The following is a 23,371-nucleotide window of genomic DNA, read 5'->3' on the forward strand; positions in this document are numbered from 1 at the left end:
CGGCGGGTGCAAGGTGGAACAACAGGGGCCCGGCGGGCCCAGGACAACGCGACGGGCGCAGGGTGGGCAAGGCCCCGGCCCCGCCACGATCCGCGAGGAGGCAACATGCACGAGAAGGTCTTGTTGGTGGACGACGAGCAGGGCTTCGTGGAGGCCATGGAGAAGCGGCTGACCAAGCGGGGCATGGTGGTGCGTACCGCCCTGTCCGGCGAGGCGGCCCTGGAGGCGCTGCAGACCGCAGGCACCGAGGTCGTGGTGCTCGACGTGAAAATGCCCGGCATGGACGGCGTCGAGACCCTGCGGCGCATCAAGGCCGAATTCCCCCTGGTGGAGGTCATCATGCTCACCGGGCACGGCACGGTGGAGACGGCCATCGAAGGCATGCGCCTGGGGGCTTTCGACTACCTGATGAAGCCCTGCGAGATCGAGGACCTCGTGGCCAAGGTCGGCCAGGCCGCCCAGCGCCACCAGGGCCACGAGGCGCGCATCCTCCAGGCCGAGGCCGAAAGCATCGCCCTGCGCCGGGGCGACTAGGGCGGCCATGACCCGGACGGCCACGACAGACCAGGCCCTGCGCCTTTTGCTGGTGGACGACGAACCCGGGTTCGTCGAGGCCCTGGGCAGGCGCCTGGCCCGGCGGGGCCTGGATGTCCACATGGCGGGCTCGGGCCGCGAGGCCATCCGCGCCCTGCGGCGGGCCGATTTCGACGTGGCCGTGGTGGACCTGAAAATGGAGGGCATGGACGGCATCGAACTGCTGCGCATAGTCAAGGCCATGGCCCCGGAGCTGCCGGTGATCATCTTCACCGGCCACGGCTCGGAGCGGGCCGCCCGCGAGGGACTGGCCCTGGGGGCCTTTGACTACCTGCTCAAACCCTGCGAACTGGACGACCTGCTGGCCACGATCCGCCAGGCGGCCGCCCAGAGCGCACCGGCCTGAGGCCCGCCCGGCGGGCCGGGCATCTTCCGCACCCCCGGGGCGCCCCGCGCCCCGGGGGTTTGCGTCCTTGGCCCGGAGTCTTGCGCCCCGGGCCCGGAGCGCGAACGGTTTCCAAGCGCCGGAAAAACGTGTATGCCCAGCCGGGTTGCGGGCACGGCGCTGGCCGCCCGCGACCCGGAGGTGGAGCATGAACGACGACGCCATGGCCGCGGCGGCCCCCCGCAAGGAGCGCAGCCGTGTGCGCCGCACGAGGAGCGCGGTGAAACGAATCCCCGAATGCAGGACCGACGACCGCAAAGCCCGCGTGCGCCAGGTGCTCATGCGCCGGCAGAAGGACCTGCGGCTGGTGGTGGCCAACATCCACGACCCGCACAATGTCTCGGCCATCCTGCGCAGTTGCGACGCCTTCGGGGTCCACGAGATCGACCTGTACTACACCGACACGGCGTTTCCCAACCTGGGGGCCAAGTCCTCGGCGTCGGCCCGCAAATGGGTGGCCCAGCGCCGCCACAGCGACGCGGCGGCCCTGGCGGGCGACCTGCGCGCGCGCGGGTTCCAGCTTTTGTCCACGGGCTTTTCCGAGACCGCCCGGCCCCTGACCCACTGGGACCTGACCCGGCCCACGGCCATCGTGCTGGGCAACGAGCACCGGGGCGTGTCGCCCGAGCTGGAGGCCCTGGTGCCTGACCAGATCTTCATCCCCATGATGGGCATGGTCCAGAGCCTGAACGTGTCCGTGGCTGCGGCCATCATCCTCTACGAGGCCTTCCGCCAGCGCAGCGCGGCGGGCCTGTACGACACCCCGAGTTTTTCCGAGGCCGAAATCGCGGCCATGGAGCACGACTGGTGCGCCCGCTAGAGCCCGGCCTGGAACGCGCCCTGGAGGTCATCGCCGCCGGGGGCTGTCTGGTCTATCCCACCGAAACGCTCTACGCCCTGGGCGGCGACGGCACGAGCCGGGCCGTGGCCGCGCGCGTGGGGCGCATCAAGGGCCGCGACCCGGCCAAGCCGCTGCCCCTGGTCATCTGCGGGCCCGAGCAGCTGCCCCTGGTCACGGCGCGGCCCACGCCCGAGGTCTTCCGTCTGGGCGAGCTGTTCTGGCCGGGGCCATTATCGGTGCTGGTGCGCGCGGCGCCCGGCCTGCCCCCGGGGGTGTGCGACGCGCGCGGGCTGACCTCGGTGCGGGTGACGTCGCACCCCGTGGCGGCCCAGTTGTGCCACCAGTCAGGGCGGCCCCTGGTGGCCACCAGCGCCAACCTGAGCGGCAGGCCCGCCGCAGCCCGGCAGCAGGAGCTGGACCCCGCCCTGGTCGCCCGGGTGGACTGCGTGGTCGGCCTGGGCCCGGCTCCGGCTGGCGGAGCGCCGTCCACGGTGGTCGAACCCCTGGGCGGGGCCGCGCTGGTGGTCCATCGCCTGGGTGCCGTGGACCTGGACGCCCTGCGCCGGGCGGGCTTCGACCCGCGCCCGGCAGCCTGATTCCCCCGGCCCCGCGCGACCAGCAGGACGCACCGGGCCGCCGCCGCCCCGGGCGCGTGGTTCAAGATCTTTGCCCGGCGCCGCGCGCAACTCGGAAGCCCCCGGGAAGCGCATGCCCTGAACCCTCCCCGGTGCTTTCGCCCGGCGCCGCGCTGCCCACCCCGGCCTTGCTCGCTTCTGCGCGGTGCGCTGCGCCGTCGGCCCCCGGCACGCGGTTCAATATCCTTGCCCCAGGGCCGCCCGCAGCCCGGCAGGCCCCGGGGGGAGTAAAATATCCTGAACCCTTTCCGGCGTCCCTCGCCCTGTCGCCGCGTTTTCCGCTCCGGCGCCGCGCCGCCTGTCCCGCCGCCGCGCTTCCCGCTTCGGGGCCGTGCCTTCTGTCCTGGCACCGCGCCGCCTGCCCAGCCTTGCGATTTCTGTGCGGTGCGCGGTGCCGCCCGCCCAGGCCCCGCGCGGGCAGCAGGACGCGCCGGACCACCGCCCGCCCCGGGCACGTGGTTCAAGATCCTTGCCCCCGGGCCGCCCGCAGCCCGGCAGGCCCCGGGGGGAGTAGAATATCCTGAACCCTTCCTGGCCTCGTCCGCCTGGCGCTTTCGGCGGCTTTGCCAGTAATGTGCCTGAATAAAAGGGCTATTTTTTAACTGGTCATCCGGACATGGTTTGGCACGGGACATGCTAGAGCAAAAGCATCTTTCCTTCCTTCGTTGGAAACCGGCTTTCGGGTTGTGGTGGCCCGGAAGCCGGTTTCCGTTTGGGCCTGCGTCATGCGGCTCCGTCCCTCGCCCAGCCCGTCGCTCCGTCCATCGGCCTGCCCCTCGCCCCGTCCTTCGCCTGCCCATCGGCCTGTCCCCCGACCCGGGCAACGCCAGCCGGGCCGGGCCGGGCGGTACAAGATTTTTACCGCGCCCGGGCCCGGGCAGGCCCTGGCCGCCCGGGCAGTACAAGAATCTTGCCCCCGCCCGAGGCTTCGGGGCGCGGGCGCTGGGGCTGTCTATGGGTATAAGTCGCTATTTTATTTGATTTAGTATTGTTTGCCTCCGTGCGTGCCCCGGTTGGCACGCTCCGTGCTAGAGGAGTGGTGTCCTTTGACGAACCTTCGCTGGAAATCGGCTTTCGGGTGTGGTGGCCTGGAAGCCGATTTCCAGTTTTTGCGTGGGGGCGCGGCGGGGAGGGCGCCTGGCTTCCGGGTGGCGCGTGCGCGTGCGGGGCGCGGCCGGTGGAATCCACCACGATGACGGAAACCTGCGGGTGGCGCGTGCGCGGGCGGCGCGGGCCTCGGCGTCCATCTGTCGCAGCAGGGTCCGGCGCGCGGGCCTGCGCGGGCGGGGCGCGAGGTGGTTGCTGCGCATGCGCAGCCGGACGTTGGTTGCTTGCGGGGGCGCCCTGGCCAAGGGCGCGGGCTGCGCGGGCGCGTGGGCTGGGCTTTGCCGGGGCTCCGGGGCGGTCAGTACATCATGGACGGCGCGCGGCCTGGGCTGCCCCGATTTCCGGGTTTGCGCGGCTGCGGGCGTCCTGGCCGCCCTGCGGACTGCGTGTCCGGCTGGGGTACAAAAAATTTGCCGCAACCCGGGCCGGGGGCGCATCCGGGGCCCGGGCGGTACAAAAATCTTGCCCCCGCCCAGGGTTCGGGGAGTGGGGCGGGCCGAGCGGACAGGAGTCAAGATATTGATTTCATTTGCCTAAAATGAATTGTGTCCCGCGCGGCCCCTTTGGCACGCTCCGTGCTAGAGGAGTGTTGTCCTTTGACGAACCTTCGCTGGAAATCGGCTTTCGGGTGTGGTGGCCTGGAAGCCGGTTTCCAGTTTTTGCGTGGGGGCGCGGGCAGGGTGTACAGGGGAGTCTTGGTTTGCAACCAGGGACGCCGTTTGCGCGCGGGCGCTGGGGGTGGGGCCCCGGTTCCCGGCCTGCGCGGGTGTGCTGCCGGGCCGCTGCGGGCCCGGCGCGCCGGGGCCCCTCGGCCCCCCCCGGCTGGATGTCATGCCCGCCCTGGCGCTGCCCGCTGCCGCCCGGCCGGGCCCGGCGGCCTTTGCCGTTCCCGCCGTCTGCGGCCCCGGCTTGGCCCGGGGCCAAAATCTTTTACCCATAAAGCGCCGCCGCAGGCCGGTTTCCGACCCTGCGGCCAGGGGGATGCCCGCCGGGAGAACAATCCTGGGGTGCCTGCGCCGGGTTGCGCTGGCGGACCTTGGAGCCCGGTTTCTGGGAATCATTCTTGTCTTTCTGCTGTCATTGTCATATGTCTGAGCATGATAGCGTTTTCACAACCGCCACCCGGCCCGGACGCGACGGGACCGGAGCGCAAGCCCGGCGGGTCTGTCCGCCTGCCCGGAGGCGAGCCCCATGGCCCAGGAAGGTCCTGACGTCTGCCCGCTGTGCGGCGGGGCCGCCGCCCGGCGGCGCAACCCGCTGCCCACGGTGGACGTGGTGATCCACGACCCCACGCGGGGGGTGCTGCTGGTGGAGCGGGCCAACCCGCCCCATGGCTGGGCCCTGCCCGGCGGGTTCGTGGACCTGGGCGAGAGCGCCCCGGCTGCCGCCGTGCGCGAGGCGCGCGAGGAAACCGGGCTCGAGGTGACGCTCACCGGGCTGCTCGGCGTGTATTCCGACCCCGGGCGCGACCCGCGCGGGCAGACCCTGAGCGTGGTCTATACGGCCCAGGCCGCCGACCTCACCCGGCTGCGCGCCGGGGACGACGCGGCGCGCGCCCGTTTCTGGCCCCTGGACGGCCTGCCCGCGCCCCTGGCTTTCGACCACGGGCGCATCCTGGAGGATTTCGCCTCCGGGCTGGCGCGCCTTGCCGTGAAACCGTCATGAACCGCTGCTAGCGTGGCCCGATTGCCGACGCAGGACGACCGCCCCATGCCAAGCGCACCGCCCGTGTTGCTCGTTACCTCTGAAATATACCCCTTCTCCAAGACCGGGGGCCTTGGCGACGTGCTGGGCGCGCTGCCTGCGGCCCTGGCGCGCCAGGGCCTCAACGTGGCCGTGGTCACGCCGCTGTACGGGCGCATGTCCACGGGCGGGCACCCCATCCATCTGGTGCGCCCCGGCGTGCCCGTGGGCTATCCCTGGGCGCCCATCACCTGCGACGTGTACATGGCCAATTTCCAGGGCGTGCCCGTCTATTTCATCGACCGCGCCGAGTTCTTCGACCGCCGCTACTACTACTGCACGCACCACGGCGACTACTTCGACAACTGCGAGCGCTTCGTGTTCCTGGCGCGGGCGGCCCTGGCCTGGGCCCGCCGCCTGGAGACGCCCCCGGCGGTCATCCACCTGCACGACTGGCAGACCGCCGTGGCCGCCGCCTTCCTGCATTTCGCCCGGCCCAAGGACCCGCTGCTGGCCGACACCCGCTGCGTGCTGACCATCCACAACCTGGCCTTCCAGGGCCGCTTCGCCTCGCGGCTGTTCGAAACCAGCGGCCTGCCCTGGGAGGCCTGGGGCATGGACGGGGTGGAGTTCTACGGCGACTTCAACCTGCTCAAGGCGGGCATCGCCTACGCCGACTGCATCACCACCGTTAGCCCCGGCTACGCCCGCGAGATCGTCACCCCCGAGTTCGGCTGCGGGCTGGAAGGCATCCTGGGTCGCCGCAAGGGCTGCCTGCACGGCATCCTCAACGGCGCGGACTACGAGGTCTGGGACCCGGGGGCGGACCGCTACCTGCCCATGCCCTACGGCCCGGGCAGCCTGGCGGGCAAGCAGGTCTGCAAGGAGCACCTCATCGCCGCCTACGACCTGGACCCCGCCCTGGCCAGGCGCCCCATCCTGGGCTTCATCGGCCGCCTGCGCCGCCAGAAGGGCATCGACCTCGTGCTGGCGGCCATGGACGAGCTGATGCGCCTGAACGTCGGGCTGGTGGTGCTGGGCGAGGGCAACCTGGAGTTCGAGGCGCGTCTGGCGGACATGGCCGAGCGCTACCCGGGCCGCGTCTGGGCGCACATCGGCTACACCGAAGAGATGGCCCACTACATCCAGGCCGGAACGGACATCTTTCTCATGCCCTCGCGCTACGAGCCCTGCGGCCTGACCCAGATGTACGCCCTGCGCTTCGGCACGCCCCCGGTGGCCACTGCCGTGGGCGGGCTGCGCGACACCATCGTGCCCCATCCCGCGCCCGGGGCCACGGGCTTCACCTTCGACGCGCCCGACCCGGCGCGGCTGGTGGAGGCCGTGGGCCGGGCCGTGGCCGTGTGGGAGGACGCCCCCGCGTGGCAGGCCCTGCAGGAGCGCGGCATGCGCACGGCGTTTTCGTGGGACGATTCGGCCCAGGGATACCTGGATGTCTACCGCTCGCTGGGAGCGAAAATCTAGGGGCGCGGGCCGCCGGCACATGCCGTGCCCGGCCCGCCCGTGCCCGGGAGGAACGAGACCATGAGCCTGAAGAAGCAGTACCTGAAGTCCAAGGCCCGGGCCAAGGTGACCTTCCGCCTGCCCCGGGAGGCCGCGCCCGATGCCGAAAATGCCGCCCTGGTCGGCGAGTTCAACGACTGGAACGTCTACGCCACCCAGATGAAGAAGCTCAAGAACGGCGACTTCACCGTCACCGTGGAGCTGGATTCCGGGCGCGCCTACGAGTACCGCTACCTGATCGACGAGATGCGCTGGGAGAACGACTGGGACGCCGACCGCTACGTGCGCAGCGTCTTCGGCAACTGCGACAACTCCGTGGTGGACGTGTAGGGCACCTGCCGCCTCCAAAGCCTCGCGCCGCCGGGGTCCACGGGCTGGACCACGGCGGCGCTTTGCCGTAGAACAGGGCCCGCCATGACCGCCACCACCGCCGCGCCTGCCCAGGCTCCCGCGACCTCCGCGACCCTTGCGCCCGGCGCGCCTGCCGCGCCCTCTGCAACCCCTGCGCCTGCCGCGCCTGCCACGGCCCACGCGCCCGCGCCCCGGGCGACGGGGGCGGCTCCGTGTGCGGCGTCCTCGGGGGGCGTCGCCGCCACGGCCTCCGGCGCCGGGGCGCCCCTGCTGCTGACTCTGGGCGATCCCAACGGCCTGGGGCCGGAGCTGGTCTGCCGCGTGCTGGGGGCCGGGGCCGCCCCGGCGCGGCCCCTGGTGCTTATCGGCCCGCGCCAGGTCCTGGAGCTGCACCGCGCCCGCCTGGGCCTGCCGCGCTTCTGGGCCGAGGCCGACCCCGCCGGGCCCCTGGCGCCCGGGCCCGGGGTCTGGCTGCGCGTGCCCCCGGGGCTGGAAACCTTCACCCCCCGCCCGGGCCAGGCCCACCCCGAGGGCGGACGCGCCGCCGGGCTGACCCTGGACGCCGCCTGCGACCTGCTGCGCGCCGGGGCCGCCCCGGGGCTGGTCACCTGCCCGCTGCACAAGGCCATGCTCCAGGAGGCGGGCTTCGACTTCCCGGGGCACACCGAGTTCCTGGCCGAGCGCCTGGGCGTGGGCCGCGACGGGGTCTGCATGCACCTGTGCGGGCCCCGGCTGCGCGTCAGCCTGGCCACCACCCATCCGCCCCTGGCCGAGGTGCCGCGCCTGCTGACCCGGGAGCGCATCCTGCGCTGCCTGGAGCTGACCTGGGCGCTGATGGTCCGCCAGGGGCTTGCGGGCGCGCCGCTGGCCGTGTGCGGCCTCAACCCCCACGCCGGGGAGTCCGGGCGCATCGGCACCGAGGACCGCGACATCATCGCTCCGGCGGTGGAGGCGGCCCGGGCGCGCGGCATCGACGCCGTGGGCCCGCTGCCCGGGGACACGGTGTTCCATTTCGCCGCCGCCGGGCGCTACTCGGCGGTGCTGGCCATGTACCACGACCAGGGCCTGGCCCCGCTCAAGCTGCTGCATTTCAGCGAGGCCGTGAACGTGACCCTGGGCCTGCCCGTGGTGCGCACCAGCGTGGACCACGGCACGGGCTACGACCTCACGGGCCGCGATGTGGCCGACACGGGCAGCCTGCGCGCGGCCCTGGCCCTGGCCGAGCGCCTGCTGGCCTGACCCCGCCGTCCGGTACACTTATTGCTACCTGCGCCGCAGGGAGGACCGTGCCGGTCCTTCCCGCGGCGCTTCCTTTTCTTTCACGCCGGGCACAAGGACGTGCAATGAATGAACAATTCCTGAGGCGGCCCCTGCGCATCCCCCTGGACAGCCTGACCGACGGCCTGGCCCGGGCGGTGGCACTTTTCCGACACGGGCGCGAGATCCAGGCCTTCGACCTCTTCGAGCAGTTGCTGGAAACCTGGCCCCAGGCCCATGTGGAAATCCTGGCCCTGTGCCACGACTGCTACCAGGCCCTGCCCGGGCGCGACCGCTACACCCTCTACCAGCGGCGGCATTTCCGCTTCCCGGTGGCCGAGGGCGACCGGGTGCTGGACGTGGGCAGCGGCAACGTGCCCTTTCCCCTGGCCACGGACCTGGCCGACCTCGACCCCGACGACGACGCCGTGGGCCGGGCCGGGCAGCCCTTCAAGGCGCTGGAAGGCCGCCGGGTCCACCGCTGCGCCGTGGAAAACCTGCCCTTTGCCGACCGGGAGTTCGATTTCGTCTCCTGCTGTCATGTGCTGGAGCACAGCGCCGACCCGGCCCGGGCCTGCGAGGAGCTGATGCGCGTGGCGCCCCGGGGCTACGTGGAGACGCCCTCGCCGGGCAAGGACATGTTCCTGAACACCGCCGAGGTCTCCAACCACCTGTGGCAGGTGCGGCTGTGGAACGGCGCGCTGGTCTTCGAGGAATACGACGCCGAGACGCGCCGGGGCCTGAAGTCCCCGGTGCTGCTGGACATGCACACCGCCCCGTCCACCCTGCGCGAGAAGGCGTTTTCGGCGCTCATGCTGCTGCGGGCCTCGGTGGTCAACACCATGCTGCTGTGGGAGGGCCGCTTCGATTACGAGGTGCGCTGGCGGCGCAACTGGGCCGTGGGCCTGGGCCCGCAGGCCCCGGAGCAGGCCCCGGACGCCGGGCGCCTGGAGGCCGTGGAGCCCCGGCCCGCCGTCGCCCGGCCCCTGCGGCTCATGCAGGTGCACACCTTCTACCCCCAGAGCATCCAGGGCGTGTACGAGCGCATGCCCCGCCTGGCCGGGGCGCGCTACGAGGCCCAGGTCCAGGCCTTGGTGGACGACGGCTTCAGCGGCGTGCACATGGTCGCCCCGCACCTGGGGCCCCAGGGCTACGAAGCCCGGCTCGTTGTGGCCAACAACCCCCACGCCCAGCGGCGCTGGATGGCCGACCGCGGCCTGCCCCTGCCCCAGGGCGAGTGGGTGCGCGCCATCGCCCGCAGGCAGATCGAGGAATTCGCGCCCGACGTGCTCTATTGCAGCGATTCCATCACCTTCGACGGGCCCTTCGTGCGTTCCCTGGCCCTGCGCCCGGCCCTGACCCTGGGCTGGCGCGCGGCGGACATCCCGCCCGGAACGGACTGGCGCGGCATCGACGTGCTGCTCTCGTCCATGGGCCCGCTGCGCGAGTTCGCCCTGCGCATCGGCGCCGGGGCGGCGGAGGCCTTCTCGCCGGGCGTGCCCGAGGCCCTGGCCCGCGCCGCCGAGGGCGTGGAGCCCGACTGCGACGTGGTCTTCTCCGGCCAGTTCACCCCCGGGCAGCACCGCAGGCGCGGGCGCTACCTGGAGGCCCTGGCCCGCGCCGCCGGGCGCCCCGAGGGCGGCTTCTCCTGCGGGCTGTACCTCTCGGGCCAGACCCGGGGCCTGCCCGAACACCTGGCGCGCTGGCAGCGGCCCCCGGTCTACGGCGTGGCCATGCACCGCGCCCTGCGCAGCGGGCGTATCGCCTTCGACGCCCGGGCCACCCACGTCGGCCATGACCCACAGACCGGCATGGCCGTGGACATCGGCGGGCGCGACACGGCCAACATGCGCCTGTTCGAGGCCACGGGCGCCGGGGTCTTCGTGCTCACCGAGGCCATGGACAACCTTGCGGAATTCTTCACTCCCGGCCTGGAGATCGAGACCTATTCCAGCGCCCGCGAGCTGCTGGACAAGGTCCGCCACTACCTAGCCCACCCCGGGGAGCGCGAGGCCATCGCCGCCCGGGGCCGCCAGCGCTGCCTGCGCGACCACTCCATGCGCCGCAAGGCCGTGCTCTTCGACGCCATCGTGCGCCGCCATCTGGCCCGCGAGCGTGGTGGCCAGGGCCGGAGCGCCCCGCAGGCCAGCCCCGCCGGGCAGGAGGTCGCGCCATGAGCACCGCCGTTTCCCTGGACGGCAGCCTGCGCGAGGTGCTGGAACGGCTGGCCCCGGTGCTGGGCGGGCTGCCGCGCCGCGTGCCGGGCCGGGCGCGCATCGACGGGCGCGAGCTGCACTACGCCGACCTGCACAGCTTCTACCACCAGTGCGTGCAGATCCTCGGGCGCGGGTACTACGACTTCCGCCCCGCCCACGACGCACCGTACATCCTGGACTGCGGCGCGCACATCGGCATCGCCGCGCTGTTTTTCGCCACGCGCTTCCCCCGGGCCGAGGTCCACGCCTACGAGGCCGACCCGCGCATCTTCGCCATGCTGGCCAGGAACGTGGCCTCCTTCGGCCTGGGCAACGTCACCCCGCACCACGGCGCGCTGTGGACCGACGACGCGGGCGTGCGCTTCGCCATGACCATGGATGACTCCGGGCATGTGGGCGGGGCTGGGCCCGGCGCGGTGGCCGTGCCCAGCGTGCGCCTGCGTGACCTCATCGCCGCCCGCCCGCCGGACCTGCTCAAGCTCGACGTGGAGGGCGCGGAATACGAGCTGCTGGCCGATTGCGCCGATGTCCTCGGCTCCGTGGGGCGGCTGGTCATGGAGGTCCACCGCTTCGGGCACGAGGCGGGCGCCCTGCGCGACATCTTCGGCGTGCTGGACGCCGCGGGCCTGCGCTATGTGCTGGCCGACCTGGAGAACGCCTCCTGGCTGGCGCCGGACGAACGCCCGCCGTTCCCGCGCCTGGCCAGCGACAAATTCTGCTTCACCGTCTTTGCCTGGAGGCCCGGAACGTGAAAGTCGTGCATCTGTGCATGCAGCATTACGGCGGCGCGGGCACCAGCGCCCAGCGCCTGCACGCGGGCCTGCTGGCCGAGGGCGTGGACAGCACCATGCTCGTGCTCAAGCGGCGCGGCGACGACGCCAGCATCCGCCTGCTGCCGGGCCCCGGCGGCCAGGCCCCGGCGGCCACCCCCGGCGGCGAGACCATCGCCCCGGGCTGGACGGCGGCCTCGCGCCGCTGGCAGGAACTGCTCGGGCCGTACCCCAACCGCTCGGCGGACCTGGAGCTGTTCAGCGACCCCTGGGCGGACACGCCCCTGGACGCCGTGGCCGCCGTGGGCGAGGCCGACGTGCTCAACCTGCACTGGGTGGCGGGTATGGTGGACTTCGCGCGCGATGTGCCGCTGCTGGCCTCTAGGCCCGTGGTCTGGACGCTGCACGACATGAACCCCTTCACCGGCGGCTGCCACTACAGCGTGGGCTGCCAGCGCTGGCGCGAGGCCTGCGGGGCCTGCCCGCTGCTGGGCTCGGCGGACGAGGCCGACGCCTCGCGCCGCTTTTTCGAGACCCGCCGCGCGGCCTACGCGGGGCTGGACCTGACGGTGGTCACCCCCAGCCGCTGGCTGGGCGATTGCGCCGGGGCCAGCGCGCTGCTGGGCCGGTTCCCCGTGCGGGTCATCCCCTACGGGCTGCCGGTGGACGTGTTCCGCCCCTACAGCCGCGAGGCCGTGCGCCGCGAGCTGGGCGTGCCCGAGGGCGCGCGGGTGGTGCTGTTCGGCGCGGCGGGGGTCCACAACCGGCGCAAGGGGCTGCGCTTTCTGGTGCGCGCCCTGGAGCTGCTGGCTGCGGACGGGCGCACGCCCCCGGTGGTGCTGGCCATGTTCGGCGAATTCGGCGGCCAGGCCCCGCGCCTGCCGTTCCCCGTGCTCCCGGCGGGCTACGTCACCGACGAGACGCAGCTGGCCCTGCTGTATTCCATGGCCGACGTGTACGTGCTGCCCTCCCTGGAGGACAACCTGCCCAACGTGGTGCTGGAGGCCCTGGCCTGCGGCACGCCGGTGGTGGGCTTTGACACCGGGGGCATCCCCGACATGGTCGAGCACAAGCGCACCGGCTGGCTCGTGCCCCCGGGCGACGCCGCCGGGCTGGCCGACGGCATCCGCTGGGCCCTGGGCGGGCCTGCCGGGCCGGGCCGTGCCCGGCTGTGCCGCAGCGTGGCCCTGGAGCGCTACCCCCTGGCCGCGCAGGCCCGGGCCTACGTGAACCTGTATGCGGAGCTGCTCGCGCGCCGCGCGGGCCGGAGGGGGTGACCATGCCCGGGCATGTCCTGGTTACCGGCGGGGCCGGATACATCGGCAGCCACACCTGCAAGGCCCTGGCCGGGGCCGGATACACGCCCGTGACCGTGGACAACATGGTCTACGGCCACCCCTGGGCCGTGCAGTGGGGCCCGTTGGTGGAGGGCGACATCCGCGACGCGGACCTGCTGGATTCGGTGTTCGCGTTGTTCCGGCCCGTGGCCGTGCTGCATTTCGCGGCCTTCGCCTATGTGGGCGAGAGCGTGGCCGACCCCGGCAAGTACTACGCCACCAACGTGGGCGGGACCATCGCCCTGCTGGAGGCCATGCGCCGCGCCGGGTGCGCCACGGTGGTCTTTTCCAGCACCTGCGCCACCTACGGCGAGCCCGTGACCCCCGGCGCGCCCATGGACGAGGCCCACCCCCAGGCCCCGGTGAACCCCTACGGGCGCTCCAAGCTGATGATCGAGACCATCCTGGCCGACTACGGCGCGGCCTACGGGCTGCGGCACATGAGCCTGCGCTATTTCAACGCCGCCGGGGCCGACCCCGACGGCGAGCTGGGCGAGGACCACGACCCCGAGACGCACCTCGTGCCGCTGGCCATCGGCGCGGCCCTGGGTACGCGCGGGCCGCTGCGGGTCTTCGGCACCGACTATCCGACCCCCGACGGCACCTGCGTGCGCGACTACGTGCACGTCACCGACCTGGCCCGGGCCCATGTGCTGGCCCTGGGGCATCTGGAAGGCGGCGGCGCGCCGGGGATGCTCAACCTGGGCACCGGGCGCGGCAACTCCGTGCGCGAGGTGCTGGGCGCCGTGGAGCGTGCCGCGGGCCGCCCCGTGCCCTGGGAGGCCGCCGCGCGCCGCGCGGGCGACCCCGGGGCCCTGGTGGCCGCCGCCGGGCGCGCCCGCGCGGTGCTCGGCTGGACCCCGCAGCTCACGGACATCGACACCATCGTGGGCACGGCCTGGCGCTGGCACGCCACCCGGGCCTGAGCCGCGCCGGAGCACGGGACTGACCGCCATGCGCATCGTCGTCGTCAACCAGCGGGTCATGGCCCGGACCTTCGGGGCGCTGGGCCACGAGGTGCTGGACCTGGCCCTGGAGCCCGGGCCGCGCAACCTGCCCGCGGAGCTGGCGGCCCGGGGCCTGGACGCCGCGTGGCCGGAGCTGGTGCTCGAAGTGGAGCGCCTGTCCCCGCGCACCATCCTCATGGGCCTGGGCGAGCTGGCCTGCCCCAAGCTCTTCTGGGCCGTGGACGTGCATCTCAATGCCTGGTGGCACCACGCCTACGCCCGGCAGTTCGACGCCGTGCTCTGTTCGCAACTGCCCTGGGTCCGGCGCCTGGAAGCCCTGGGCGCCGGGCGGGTGGCCTGCCTGCCGTGGTTCGGCACGGCGCGCCCCTGGCGGCCCTGGGCCGCGCGCGGGCGGGCCCTGTGCCTCGTGGCCCGTGTCACGGCGGACCGCCCCGCGCGCAGGCGCATGGTCGGGCATCTGGCGCAGCGCCACGGCCTGACGCACCTGGACGGGCTGGACACCGAGGCCATGCTCGACGTGTATTGCGATACGCGCATCGTGCCCAACGAGGCCATTTGCAGCGAGGTGAATTTCCGGCTCTTCGAGGCCGCCTCGTGCGGCTGCGCGGTGCTCAACCAGGCCGCCGAGGGCGGGGTGGGGCACCTGTTCGAGCCGGGGGCGGAGGTGGCCGAGTTCGCGGACATCCACGAGCTGGACGCTCTGGCGCGGGGCCTGCTGGCCGACCCCTGGCGGGCCGAGGCCATGGGCCGCGCGGCCTGGGAGCGCGTGCAGCGCGAGCACCTGCCCGGGCACCGCTGCGCGGCCATCCTGGACCTGGCCGCCCGTGCGGCGGGCACGGCGCCCCGGGGGCCCGGGGCCGACGCCCACGCCTGGCACGCCGTGGCGCGGCTGGCCGAGGGCGGCATGGTCGAGGCCCCGGCCAGACCCGTGGTGCGGGCCCTGGGGCCCCTGGTCTGGGCCGAGGCCTGGGCCTTCGCCGGGCTGGTGCGCACCCTGTGGCGCACGGGCGAAACCGGGGAACTGCTGCGCCTGCTGCGGGCCGCCCTGGACCAGGGCCGCTTCACGGGCGACCTGGAGGCGGGGCTGGCGGCCTCGGGCGCGGCCCTGCGCGCCGGAGAGGCGGAGCTGGCCCGGGCCTTCTGGCTGGCCCACGCCCGGGCCCGGAGCCTGGGGGACCAGGGCGGGGCGGGCCCCGTGGACCTGCTGCTGGCCTGGGCCGGGGAGTGCGAGCGTGCCGGGCGGGACATGCAGCCCGGGCTGCGCTTCGACCCCGCGCGCACCGTGCCCGGCACGGCCCTGGAATGTCTGCTGTGGGCCAACGAGCTGGCCCCCGGGCGGCCCGGAATCATGCGCCGCCTGGACGCCGTGGCCGCGCGCCACCCCGGGGCGGCGGAGTTCCGCCTGTCGGTGCTCTCCTGGCTCGGGCTGCGCGCGCCCGGCGACTGGCGCCTGGGGCTGGAACTGGGCCTGGCGAACCTGCGGGCCATGCGTCTGGTCCAGGGCCTGGAGGAACTGGCCCTGGCCCGCGACGCCGCCCTGGCCCGGAGCGCCGGAGGGCGCTTCGACGCCGTGCTGGCCGCGCGCGGCGGGGCCGCCCTGGCCGCCACCGTGCGCGCCATGGACCCGCCCGCTCAGGGCTCCCCGGAGCCCGCCTCGTCCTCGAATACCCCGTCCAGATAGACGCCCGGGGCGATCCACAGCCCGTGGTACGCGCGCCAGGAGTCCTCCCGGGCGCGGGGAATGACGTGGGCCACGCGCACGCTGAAGGGCTCGGGGTGGCGCGCGCGCACGGCCTGGCCGAACTCGCGCAGGCCGAGCTTGTCCAGCGCGTTGCCGTCCGGGTCATGCAGCGTCTCGGTGAAATCGAAAAATTCCGTCTGCATGGGCAGGGGCGCCAGGGCGCGCAGGTGGCGGTTGTTGGCGAGCTGCTCGGCGCGCAGGGCGCGGCAGTTGTTGGCCGCGTGCCGGCGGTAGCGGTAGAGGCGTTCGGGCACGAAGGCGGCCTTGGCCGCGCCCGCGCGTTCGATGAGCGCGAAATACAGCGCCAGGTCGCCCGCCGCGCGGCAGGGCTGGCCCGTGGGGTCGCACAGGCAGGCGGGCGGCAGCCCGCGCAGCAGGTAGCCCTTGAAGCTGCGCAGTTGCGACAGGCACCACAGCTGCTGGCGCACGGGCACCCCGGGCAGCAGGGCCCGGCCCGTGGAGCCCGCGAGGCCTTCGATCTCCATGTCCGTCCAGACCACGTCGAACCCGCGCGCGTGTTCCTCCATGAGCCGCGCCAGGGCCCCGGGCAGCAGGGTGTCGTCGCCGTCGAGGACGGCCACCACCTCCGCCGGGGCCGGGGCCAGCCGGGCCAGGGCCTCCCGGGTGTTGGCCATGAGTCCGCCGCGCGCGGGCAGGCTGCGCCAGGTGATGCGCGGGTCGTCCAGGTAGGGCCGCACGGCGCGCTGCGTGCCGTCGGTGGAGGCGTCGTCGGCCACCAGCAGCCGCCAGTGGGGCCAGTCCTGGGCCAGCACCGAGTCCAGGCAGGGGCCGATGAACGCGGCGCAGTCGCGGCAGGGCACCACCAGGGCCAGCCCCGTGGGGTGCAGCGCGCTACGCACGGCCTGCCCCCGCATGGTCGGGGCGCAGCCCGGCGTAGAAGTTGTCCAGCAGCGCCACCACCCGCGCCTCGGACCAGCACTCTTCCATGAAGCGGCGCGCGGCGCGTCCGGCGGCCTCGCGGGCCTCGGGGTCGCGCGCCAGCCGGGCCAGGGCCGCGCGCAGTTCGCTCCGGTCGCGGGCCACGATCCACGGCAGCTCGGCGCGTCCGGCGAAGGCGCGCATGTGCCCGGCGCACCAGTCGTCCAGCCCCGCCACCACGGGCACGCCCTGGGCCAGGGATTCCAGGCTGCTCATGCCGTAGTAGCCCTGCATGTGGTCGAAGGCCATGTGGCAGCGGGCCTTGCGGCGCAGGCATTCGGCGTGGGGCGCGTCGTCGATGAGTTCGAGCTCCAGGTCCAGCCCGTCCGCGCGCAGTTCGGCCACCACGGCCAGCAGGTCGGCGGTGTTCTTCAGCTCCTTGCGCGTGGGCGCGTGGGCCACCCGGGGCGGCTCGGGGGGGCGCCGGGCCGGGGGCCGGTAGGCCGGGGCGTGCTCGGGCACGGCGTTGGGCTGCCAGCGCGCCTCGGGCAGCAGGCGCAACAGGTCCGGCGTGGAGACCAGCAGGTTGCGCCGGCCCCGCCGGGCGTAGCGCGCGCGGTATTTTTCGGGGTGGGCCCGGAAGTCGGGGTGCCCGTGGTGGTGGTGGACCACCAGCTTGCCGCGCAGGAAATCCGCCGGGAGGAAGGGCCCCAGGCGCAGGTGTTCGTCGGCGGTCATGTGGAAATGGAACACATCGGCCCCGCGCAGGGCGGCCTCCAGCTCGGCCAGCCCGGCCTCGTCCAGGTCCGGCAGGTGCAGGTCCTTGCGCCAGCCGTGGTTGTAGCGCGTTTCCAGGGTCGCCACGCGGCAGCGGTGCGCCGTCAGGCGGTTCAGGGCGTCGGCCAGGCCGCTGGCCGTGCCCGCCGGGTCGTTGACGGCGATCATCAGGATGTTCACGTGCCGCCTCCGGCCCCGGCGGCCCGGGCCGGGGCCAGGTCGTCCCAGGCCAGGGGCTCGTCGGCTTCCAGGGCGCACAGCAGCACGCGCCCGGGCAGCGCGTCCCAGTGCAGGGGCGACAGGCCCGTGCCCGGGCACTTCACGGCCAGGTCGGCGGGGGTGAGCACCGTGCCCGGGGCCAGGGGCCGCGCGGCCACCACGCTCTTGCGCAGCTTGGCCGCCGTGGCGCGCTCGGCGGGGGTCACGGTCTTGCGGCGCACGCGCAGGGCGGCTTCCAGCTCGCGGACCATGCCCGCCAGTTGCGCGAAACCCTCGGGGTCCAGGGAGGCCTGGTGGTCCGTGCCGGGCAGGGCGCGGTCCAGGGTGAAGTGGCGCTCGACCATGCAGGCGCCCAGGGCCACGGCGCCCAGGCTGGGGGCCAGCCCGGCCTCGTGGCCGGAATAGCCCACGGGCAGCCCGAAGCGCCGGGCCAGGGCGGGCAGCACGGGCAAGGCGGCGTCCTCGGGCGGGCAGGGGTACGAGGAGTTGCAGTGCAGCAGGATGAGCGGCGTGCCCGCAGCCCGCAGCTCGGCCACGGCCACGGCGATCTCGTCCATGGTGCTCATGCCCGTGGACAGCGCCACGGGCAGCCCCAGGGCCCCGGCGCGGCGCAAGAGTGGCAGGGTCGGCAGGTCCGCCGAGGCGATCTTGAGCAGCTCCACGCCCAGGGCGGCCAGGGCGTCCAGGCTCGGCGCGTCCCAGGCCGAGGCGAAGAAGACCAGGCCCAGGGCCTCGGCGCGGGCCTTGAGCCGGGCCAGGGCGTCCTGGGGCAGCTCCAGGGCCTGGCGGTGGGCGCCGTAGGTCGGGCCGAAGCTGTTGGGCCCCGTGTAGGGCGCCTGGCGCCCGGCGCGGGTCAGCAGGGCGCGCACGTCGCGTTTCTGGAATTTCACGGCGTCGGCCCCGGCGGCGGCGGCGGCCTCGATCATCCGCCGGGCCGTGGCCTCGTCGCCCTGGTGGTTGTTGCCGATTTCGGCCACCAGGAAGCAGGGCTGCCCGGGGCCGATGGCCCGGCCCGAGGCCAGGCGCACGGGGCGTTGCGCGTTCATAGCCGGACCACCTCCACCCCGGCGGCGCCGGGCATGGCCCGCAGGCGGGCCTCGATGTCGTCGCCGCGCCCGAAGGAGGTGATGACCACGGCGTCGCAGCGCAGGCCGGGCAATACCTCGGGCGGCAGGATGGGATGCCCGCCGAGCACGGTGCCGTGCTTGGCGGGGTCGCTGTCGAGCAGCGCCAGCACCGTCAGGCCCGTGGCGCCCAGGGCCGCGAGGACGACCTCGCAGGTTTCCGACGCGCCCCACAGGGCCAGGCGCGTGTGCCCGGCGGTTTCCAGCCGTGCCAGCTTGGCGCGCACCAGGGCCTTGATGGCCGTGTAGCTGCGCACGATTTCGGCGCAGTAGTCGCCCAGCAGGGCGCGGCGTTCGCCTTCGCCCCGGGGCGTCAGCTCGTAGCGGAAGCTCTTGCCGTTGACCGGGCGGGCCTCGACGAGCCCCTGGGTCTGGAAGTCGCGCAGGTAGGTGTTGACCATGGCCGGAGACAGACCCGCGCGCTCGCCCAGCACGGACTGGGACAGGTCCGGCGCCTCGGCCAGGGCTTCGAGCAAGGTCAGGGTGCGCTGGGCGGTGCTGGGCCGGACGAACCGGCCCTGGTGGGGCAGCATGGCGGACCTCCCGGCAAATCGTTCAGTGGTCAATCGATCGTATGCAAATCGCGCACCACAGTCAAAGCCGAACGCAGGGCCGCCTCCTCCAGGGGCGAGGGGGATTCCATCAGGGCGATGAGAGTATTTTGCTTTATTATTTCAATATAATGAGTGTCGCCAGTCAGCAGCGCACCCGGGGCGTCTGCGGGCAGGGGCGCGGCGGCGGGTCGCGCGGTGCGGGCCCCGGGGGCAGGTTTTTCCCTGGGGTTGTTCATTAAGTCGGTGAACATTTTATCCGGCAGGGGCGCGGCGGCCAGGGCGTGGCGCGCGGCCCTGGCCCCGGCCCGGGCCCCGAAGACCAGGGCGGCGGCGACCATGGCCCCGCCCACGCGGTCGGCGCCGTGCATGCCCGTGGCGCACTCCCCGGCGGCGAACAGCCCCGGCACCGTGGTGGCGCCGTGCGGGTTCACCAGGGCGCCGCCGTTGCCGCTGTGGGCCCAGGGCGCGATGCGCGTGGCCCGGCCATCGGCCAGGGCCACGGCCAGGGTTCCGGCCTCGTCCAGGCGGGCGGCCAGGAAGCGGTCCAGGGCCGCGTCGGGCAGGCCCCAGGAGGCCGGGCAGTGCGTGGCGCGCGCGGCCGCGTGGGCCGCCAGTTCCGGCGGCAGGGGCCGCACGGCGCCGCCCGGCCCGCGCAGCCCGGCCCCGGGCGCGGCCAGGGTGTGGACGCGGAAGAACGCCCCGCCGGGCACCTCGCTCCAGAAAAACTGCACGCAGCCGCAGTGGGCCAGGGCCGCCCCGGTGCCGTCCAGCAGCCCCGGGCCCAGGCCCAGGCTCCCGGGCCCGGCCAGGGTGGCGCCGAACAGCCCCGCCGGGCCGCCCAGGGCGGCGACCACGGCCCGGGCCGCCACGGCCACGGGTGCGCCGTCGGCCAAGCGCGTGAGCAGGGCCCCGCAGGCCGCGCCGTCCGGGCCCGCAAGCAGCCGCGTGGCGGCCAGCCCGGGCAGTGTTGCCGCGCCCAGGGCCCGGGCGCGGGCCGCCAGCAGGGCATGGGCCCGGGGCAGCTCGGTGAGCAGGGCGGCGCAGGCGTGGTCCTGGGCGAAGCAGGCCGGGTGCAGGCGCAGGGCGCCGCCCTGCGTGCGCTCCATGGGCACGCCCAGGGCGGCCAGCTCGGCCACCCGCGCGGGGGCGTCTTCCAGCAGGGCGGCAACGAGGGCGGGATCGGCCCGGCCCGGGGCGGCCAGGGCCAGGATGCGCGCCGCCAGGGCCTCGCGCTGGGCGTCGGCGGGCGGGGCCAGCACGCCCAGGCGGGCGTTGACGTTGGCCAGGGCCGAGCCCGAGGGCCCGGCCAGGGGCGCGGCCAGCAGCACCCGCGCGCCGGGCGCGGCCTCGGCGGCGGCCCAGGCGGCGCGCAGGCCCGCCAGCCCGGCCCCGAGCACGAGCACGTCGCAACGCAGGGGCTGGTCGGGCATGGGGCCTCACGCAGGGCTGGGGTGGGGGAAAACGCGTCGGCCCGCCGGGCCGGGGCCGGAACCGGCGCAGGGGCCGGGCTTCCGCCCCGGGCTGCCGGTTCACGCAACAGGGACAGCATGCTGCGTCAGGGGGCCGGCCCCGCCCCGGGCTCCCTTCGTCCCGTCTGTGGCGGCGGCGCGGGCGGAATCAGGCCTGCTCTTCGGTCTTCTTGAGCTTCTTGGTGGCGAAGGCGCGCATCTTGCGGGCCTCGGTGAATCTGTCGTTGATCTCCAGGGCGCGGGTGGCCATTTCGTCCACCTTTTCCCAGCGCTCCCAGTCGATGTACAGCCTGCCGATGTTGAAGAACAGGCCCGCGTCGTCCTTGGAAAGGCGCACGGCCTTCATATAGTACTTCTCGCTCATCTCGAACTCGCCCATCTTGCGCAGGACCATGCCCACGCGGTTGTAGAGGTGGGCGGACTCGGGGAAGTCCTTGAGGGCCTCGGTGAGCCATTGCAGGGCTTCCTTGTTGCGCTCGTGGCGCAGGAACAGCTCCGAGATCTCGTACTTGAGGTCCGTGTCGTCGGGGAATTGCAGGACGAGCTTGTTGAAGACGAACTTGGCGTCCTTGATCTTGCCCTGGGCCAGCAGCTCCCCGCCCCGGGCCAGTTGCAGGCGCTTGGTGTCATCCAGGGCCTGGAGCATCTGCTGGGCCTCGGCCACGGCCGAGCCCTGCAGGTCGTCCAGCAGCTCCTTGAGGGTGGTCAGCAGCTCCTTTTCCTGGCCCTCGGTGTGCTTGAGGACCATGGGGCAGATCTTGCGGAACCCCGGGTCGTTGTTCAACAGATCCAGGGCGCTGTCCAGGCTGCGGGCGAACTCGTCCTTTTCGTGCTTGATGAGCGGGGTGCGCACGATGATGCCGATGGCTTCGTGCAGGGAAACAATGGCCGGGAAGAGCTTGTCCTGCTTCAGGTAGCTCTTGATGCTGGATATTTTTGACCTGGCTTTGATGAGCTCGCTGGACATGCAGTGTGCCCCTCCCGCTGTTTGGCGGCGTTGCGCGGGCCGCGTCCGCTCACGGCCCGGCAATGCAGTGCCAGGAGTATTGCCTCTTTCGGGGCGTAAAGTCTAGATGCCTGCGTGCTGGCGGACCATCTCCCGGAAGCGGTGGAAGAAGTAGCGGCTGTCGTGGGGCCCGGGGCTGGCCTCGGGGTGGTGCTGGATGGCCAGGATGGGCTTCTTGGTATGGTGGAAGCCTTCCAGGGTCTGGTCGTTCAGGTTCACGTGGGTGATCTCCACGTCCTTCAGGCTGGCGATGTCCACGCAGAAACCGTGGTTCTGCGAGGAAATTTCGATGCGCCCGGTGGTCAGGTCCTTGACCGGGTGGTTCAGGCCGTGGTGGCCGAACTTGAGCTTGTAGGTCCTGCCGCCCAGGGCCAGGCCGAGGATCTGGTGGCCCAGGCAGATGCCCGCCGTGGGGTAGCGCTCCGCCAGCTCGGCCACGGCCTCCACCACGCCCTCGATGGCCGCCGGGTCGCCGGGGCCGTTGGAGAGAAACACCGCGTCGGGCGCCAGGGCCTTGACCTGGGCCGCGGACGTTCCGGCGGGCACCGCCAGGATGTCGAAGCCCTGCTCCGCCAGCAGGCGCAGGATGTTCCACTTGATGCCGAAATCGTAGACCACGACCTTGGGCCCGGTGCCGCGCCACTGGTGCCTGCCGTCCGTGATGGCGGCCGGGGCGGGCTGGGTGCCGGTCCAGACGTACGGCTCGGCGGGCGAGACGCGCGAGGCCAGGTCCTGGCCTTCCATGGACGGGATGGCCCGGGCGCGCTCCACCAGCTCGGCGGGGGTGGCGTCGTCGGTGCTGATGACGGCGCGCTGGGCGCCGTGGATGCGCAGATGGCGCGTGAGCGCGCGGGTGTCGATGCCCTCGATGCCCATGACGCCGTGCTCGGCCAGGTAATCGGGCAGGCTCTTGTTCGCGCGCCAGTTGCTGGGCGCCTTGCAGCATTCCTTGACGATGAAGGCCTCGACCCACACCCGGCTGGATTCCACGTCGTCGAGGTTCACGCCGTAGTTGCCGATGAGCGGGTAGGTCATGCACACCATCTGGCCCGCGTAGGACGGGTCGGTGAGCACTTCCTGATAGCCGCTCATGCCGGTGTTGAAGATGGCCTCGCCCTGGGCGTTGCCCTTGCCGGTGAAGGAGAGGCCCTCGAAAAAGGTACCGTCTTCCAGTGCCAGGAATGCTTTCATCAGGCGTTCTCCGAGAGTCTCGCTATGACTTTGTCCACGTCTTCGGGCCGGTCCACGCCGCAGGTGCGGTGGGTGGTGGGCACCACGTAGATGGGGATGTCGTTTTCCAGCAGGCGCAATTGCTCCAGGCGCTCGCGCGTTTCCAGCTCGCTGGGGCCCAGGGCCACGAAGCGCCGCAGGGCCTCCATGCGGAAGGCGTACAGGCCCACATGGCCCCAGAAGGCCCCGGGCACGCCGTCGCGGTCGTACGGGATGGGCGCCCGGGAAAAATATAAGGCTCCGCCGCGCTTCGTCCAGACCACCTTGACCTGATCGGGGCTGGCGGCCTGGGCGGCGTCGATGCGCGCGGCCAGGGTGGTCACGCGCATGGCCGGGTCGGCGAAGGGCTCCAGCAGCTCGGTGAGCATTTCCGGGGCCAGCAGGGGCTCGTCGCCCTGGATGTTGGCCACCACGGCGTCCTGGGGCAGGCCCAGCTGCTCGGCGGCCTCCAGCACGCGGTCGGTGCCGCTGGCGTGGTCGGCCCCGGTCATGACCACGGGCACGTTGTAGCGGCAGGCGGCGTTGTAGATGCGGTGGTCGTCGGTGGCCAGGACCACGCGGCCCAGCAGCGGGCACTGGATGGCGCGCTGATAGACGTGCCAGAACATGGGCCGCCCCAGGATATCGGCCAGGGGCTTGCCCGGAAAGCGCGACGATTCGTAGCGCGCGGGGATGATTCCGTAGCAGGGCGGCAGTTGCGGCAT

21 protein-coding genes are annotated in these 23,371 nt (G+C 73.2%); 13 read left to right on the top strand and 8 right to left on the bottom strand.

The window, feature by feature from the left end:
* Positions 1 to 105: 105 nt before the first annotated feature.
* The 13 genes from G495_RS0104245 (at position 106) to G495_RS17615 (ending at position 15,349) form a co-directional block, all read left to right on the top strand.
* Positions 106 to 534: a response regulator gene (locus G495_RS0104245; RefSeq protein ID WP_028586774.1), complete on the top strand. Its 429-nt coding sequence runs from the start codon at positions 106 to 108 to the stop codon at positions 532 to 534.
* 7 nt (positions 535 to 541) lie between these two features.
* Entirely contained in the window at positions 542 to 940 is a 399-nt protein-coding gene (locus G495_RS0104250) for a response regulator (RefSeq protein ID WP_028586775.1), read from the top strand.
* Between the two features lie 268 nt (positions 941 to 1,208).
* On the top strand, positions 1,209 to 1,799 hold the full coding sequence (locus G495_RS0104255) for a TrmH family RNA methyltransferase (protein WP_028586776.1): 591 nt from the start codon (positions 1,209 to 1,211) through the stop codon (positions 1,797 to 1,799).
* A complete protein-coding gene (locus G495_RS0104260; RefSeq protein WP_245588364.1) occupies positions 1,787 to 2,416 on the top strand; it encodes an L-threonylcarbamoyladenylate synthase in 630 nt (209 codons plus the stop codon). Before G495_RS0104255 ends, G495_RS0104260 begins: the two co-directional genes overlap by 13 nt.
* A 2,337-nt stretch (positions 2,417 to 4,753) precedes the next feature.
* Positions 4,754 to 5,227 (top strand): NUDIX domain-containing protein, encoded by a 474-nt coding sequence (locus tag G495_RS0104265; protein WP_028586778.1) that lies wholly within the window; start codon positions 4,754 to 4,756, stop codon positions 5,225 to 5,227.
* A 45-nt stretch (positions 5,228 to 5,272) separates the two neighbouring features.
* Positions 5,273 to 6,730 (top strand): glycogen synthase GlgA, encoded by a 1,458-nt coding sequence (glgA, locus tag G495_RS0104270; RefSeq protein ID WP_028586779.1) that lies wholly within the window; start codon positions 5,273 to 5,275, stop codon positions 6,728 to 6,730.
* Positions 6,731 to 6,790: 60 nt separating this feature from the next.
* Positions 6,791 to 7,099, top strand: a complete 309-nt coding sequence (locus tag G495_RS0104275) for an isoamylase early set domain-containing protein (RefSeq protein ID WP_028586780.1) — start codon at positions 6,791 to 6,793, stop codon at positions 7,097 to 7,099.
* A gap of 84 nt (positions 7,100 to 7,183) precedes the next feature.
* The gene (pdxA, locus tag G495_RS0104280; RefSeq protein ID WP_156939572.1) at positions 7,184 to 8,359 is read left to right on the top strand and encodes a 4-hydroxythreonine-4-phosphate dehydrogenase PdxA; all 1,176 of its coding nucleotides are present in this window, start codon (positions 7,184 to 7,186) and stop codon (positions 8,357 to 8,359) included.
* A gap of 104 nt (positions 8,360 to 8,463) precedes the next feature.
* Complete coding sequence (locus G495_RS20160; protein ID WP_028586782.1) at positions 8,464 to 10,554, top strand: glycosyltransferase family protein; 2,091 nt, start codon at positions 8,464 to 8,466, stop codon at positions 10,552 to 10,554.
* Positions 10,551 to 11,345 carry an FkbM family methyltransferase gene (locus G495_RS20165; RefSeq protein ID WP_051445055.1) on the top strand — a complete coding sequence of 265 codons (795 nt, stop codon included), beginning with the start codon at positions 10,551 to 10,553 and terminating at the stop codon, positions 11,343 to 11,345. Before G495_RS20160 ends, G495_RS20165 begins: the two co-directional genes overlap by 4 nt.
* The gene (locus tag G495_RS17610; RefSeq protein WP_035250910.1) at positions 11,342 to 12,640 is read left to right on the top strand and encodes a glycosyltransferase family 4 protein; all 1,299 of its coding nucleotides are present in this window, start codon (positions 11,342 to 11,344) and stop codon (positions 12,638 to 12,640) included. The genes G495_RS20165 and G495_RS17610 overlap by 4 nt, the downstream gene beginning before the upstream one ends.
* 2 nt (positions 12,641 to 12,642) lie before the next feature.
* Entirely contained in the window at positions 12,643 to 13,626 is a 984-nt protein-coding gene (galE, locus tag G495_RS0104300) for a UDP-glucose 4-epimerase GalE (RefSeq protein ID WP_028586783.1), read from the top strand.
* Positions 13,627 to 13,654: 28 nt separating this feature from the next.
* Positions 13,655 to 15,349: a glycosyltransferase gene (locus G495_RS17615; RefSeq protein ID WP_051445056.1), complete on the top strand. Its 1,695-nt coding sequence runs from the start codon at positions 13,655 to 13,657 to the stop codon at positions 15,347 to 15,349.
* Here the strand turns inward: G495_RS17615 and G495_RS0104310 are convergent.
* The 8 genes from G495_RS0104310 to kdsB form a co-directional block, all read right to left on the bottom strand.
* Positions 15,301 to 16,269, bottom strand: a complete 969-nt coding sequence (locus G495_RS0104310; RefSeq protein ID WP_169734349.1) for a glycosyltransferase family 2 protein — start codon at positions 16,267 to 16,269, stop codon at positions 15,301 to 15,303. The genes G495_RS17615 and G495_RS0104310 overlap by 49 nt on opposite strands.
* A complete protein-coding gene (locus G495_RS0104315) occupies positions 16,262 to 17,245 on the bottom strand; it encodes a hypothetical protein (protein WP_028586785.1) in 984 nt (327 codons plus the stop codon). The genes G495_RS0104310 and G495_RS0104315 overlap by 8 nt, the downstream gene beginning before the upstream one ends.
* Positions 17,242 to 18,330, bottom strand: coding sequence for an N-acetylneuraminate synthase family protein (locus G495_RS0104320; protein WP_028586786.1), 1,089 nt, complete (start codon positions 18,328 to 18,330; stop codon positions 17,242 to 17,244). Before G495_RS0104320 ends, G495_RS0104315 begins: the two co-directional genes overlap by 4 nt.
* Entirely contained in the window at positions 18,327 to 18,941 is a 615-nt protein-coding gene (locus tag G495_RS0104325) for a winged helix-turn-helix domain-containing protein (protein ID WP_028586787.1), read from the bottom strand. The genes G495_RS0104320 and G495_RS0104325 overlap by 4 nt, the downstream gene beginning before the upstream one ends.
* Positions 18,942 to 18,970: 29 nt before the next feature.
* The gene (locus G495_RS17620; protein WP_051445057.1) at positions 18,971 to 20,392 is read right to left on the bottom strand and encodes an FAD-binding protein; all 1,422 of its coding nucleotides are present in this window, start codon (positions 20,390 to 20,392) and stop codon (positions 18,971 to 18,973) included.
* 187 nt (positions 20,393 to 20,579) lie between these two features.
* Entirely contained in the window at positions 20,580 to 21,398 is an 819-nt protein-coding gene (locus G495_RS0104335; RefSeq protein ID WP_028586788.1) for a tetratricopeptide repeat protein, read from the bottom strand.
* 102 nt (positions 21,399 to 21,500) lie between these two features.
* Positions 21,501 to 22,628 carry a glutamine-hydrolyzing carbamoyl-phosphate synthase small subunit gene (gene carA, locus G495_RS0104340; protein ID WP_028586789.1) on the bottom strand — a complete coding sequence of 376 codons (1,128 nt, stop codon included), beginning with the start codon at positions 22,626 to 22,628 and terminating at the stop codon, positions 21,501 to 21,503.
* On the bottom strand, positions 22,628 to 23,371 hold the full coding sequence (gene kdsB, locus G495_RS0104345; RefSeq protein ID WP_028586790.1) for a 3-deoxy-manno-octulosonate cytidylyltransferase: 744 nt from the start codon (positions 23,369 to 23,371) through the stop codon (positions 22,628 to 22,630). The genes carA and kdsB overlap by 1 nt, the downstream gene beginning before the upstream one ends.

This window comes from Desulfocurvus vexinensis DSM 17965, from assembly GCF_000519125.1.
Lineage (GTDB): Bacteria > Desulfobacterota > Desulfovibrionia > Desulfovibrionales > Desulfovibrionaceae > Desulfocurvus > Desulfocurvus vexinensis.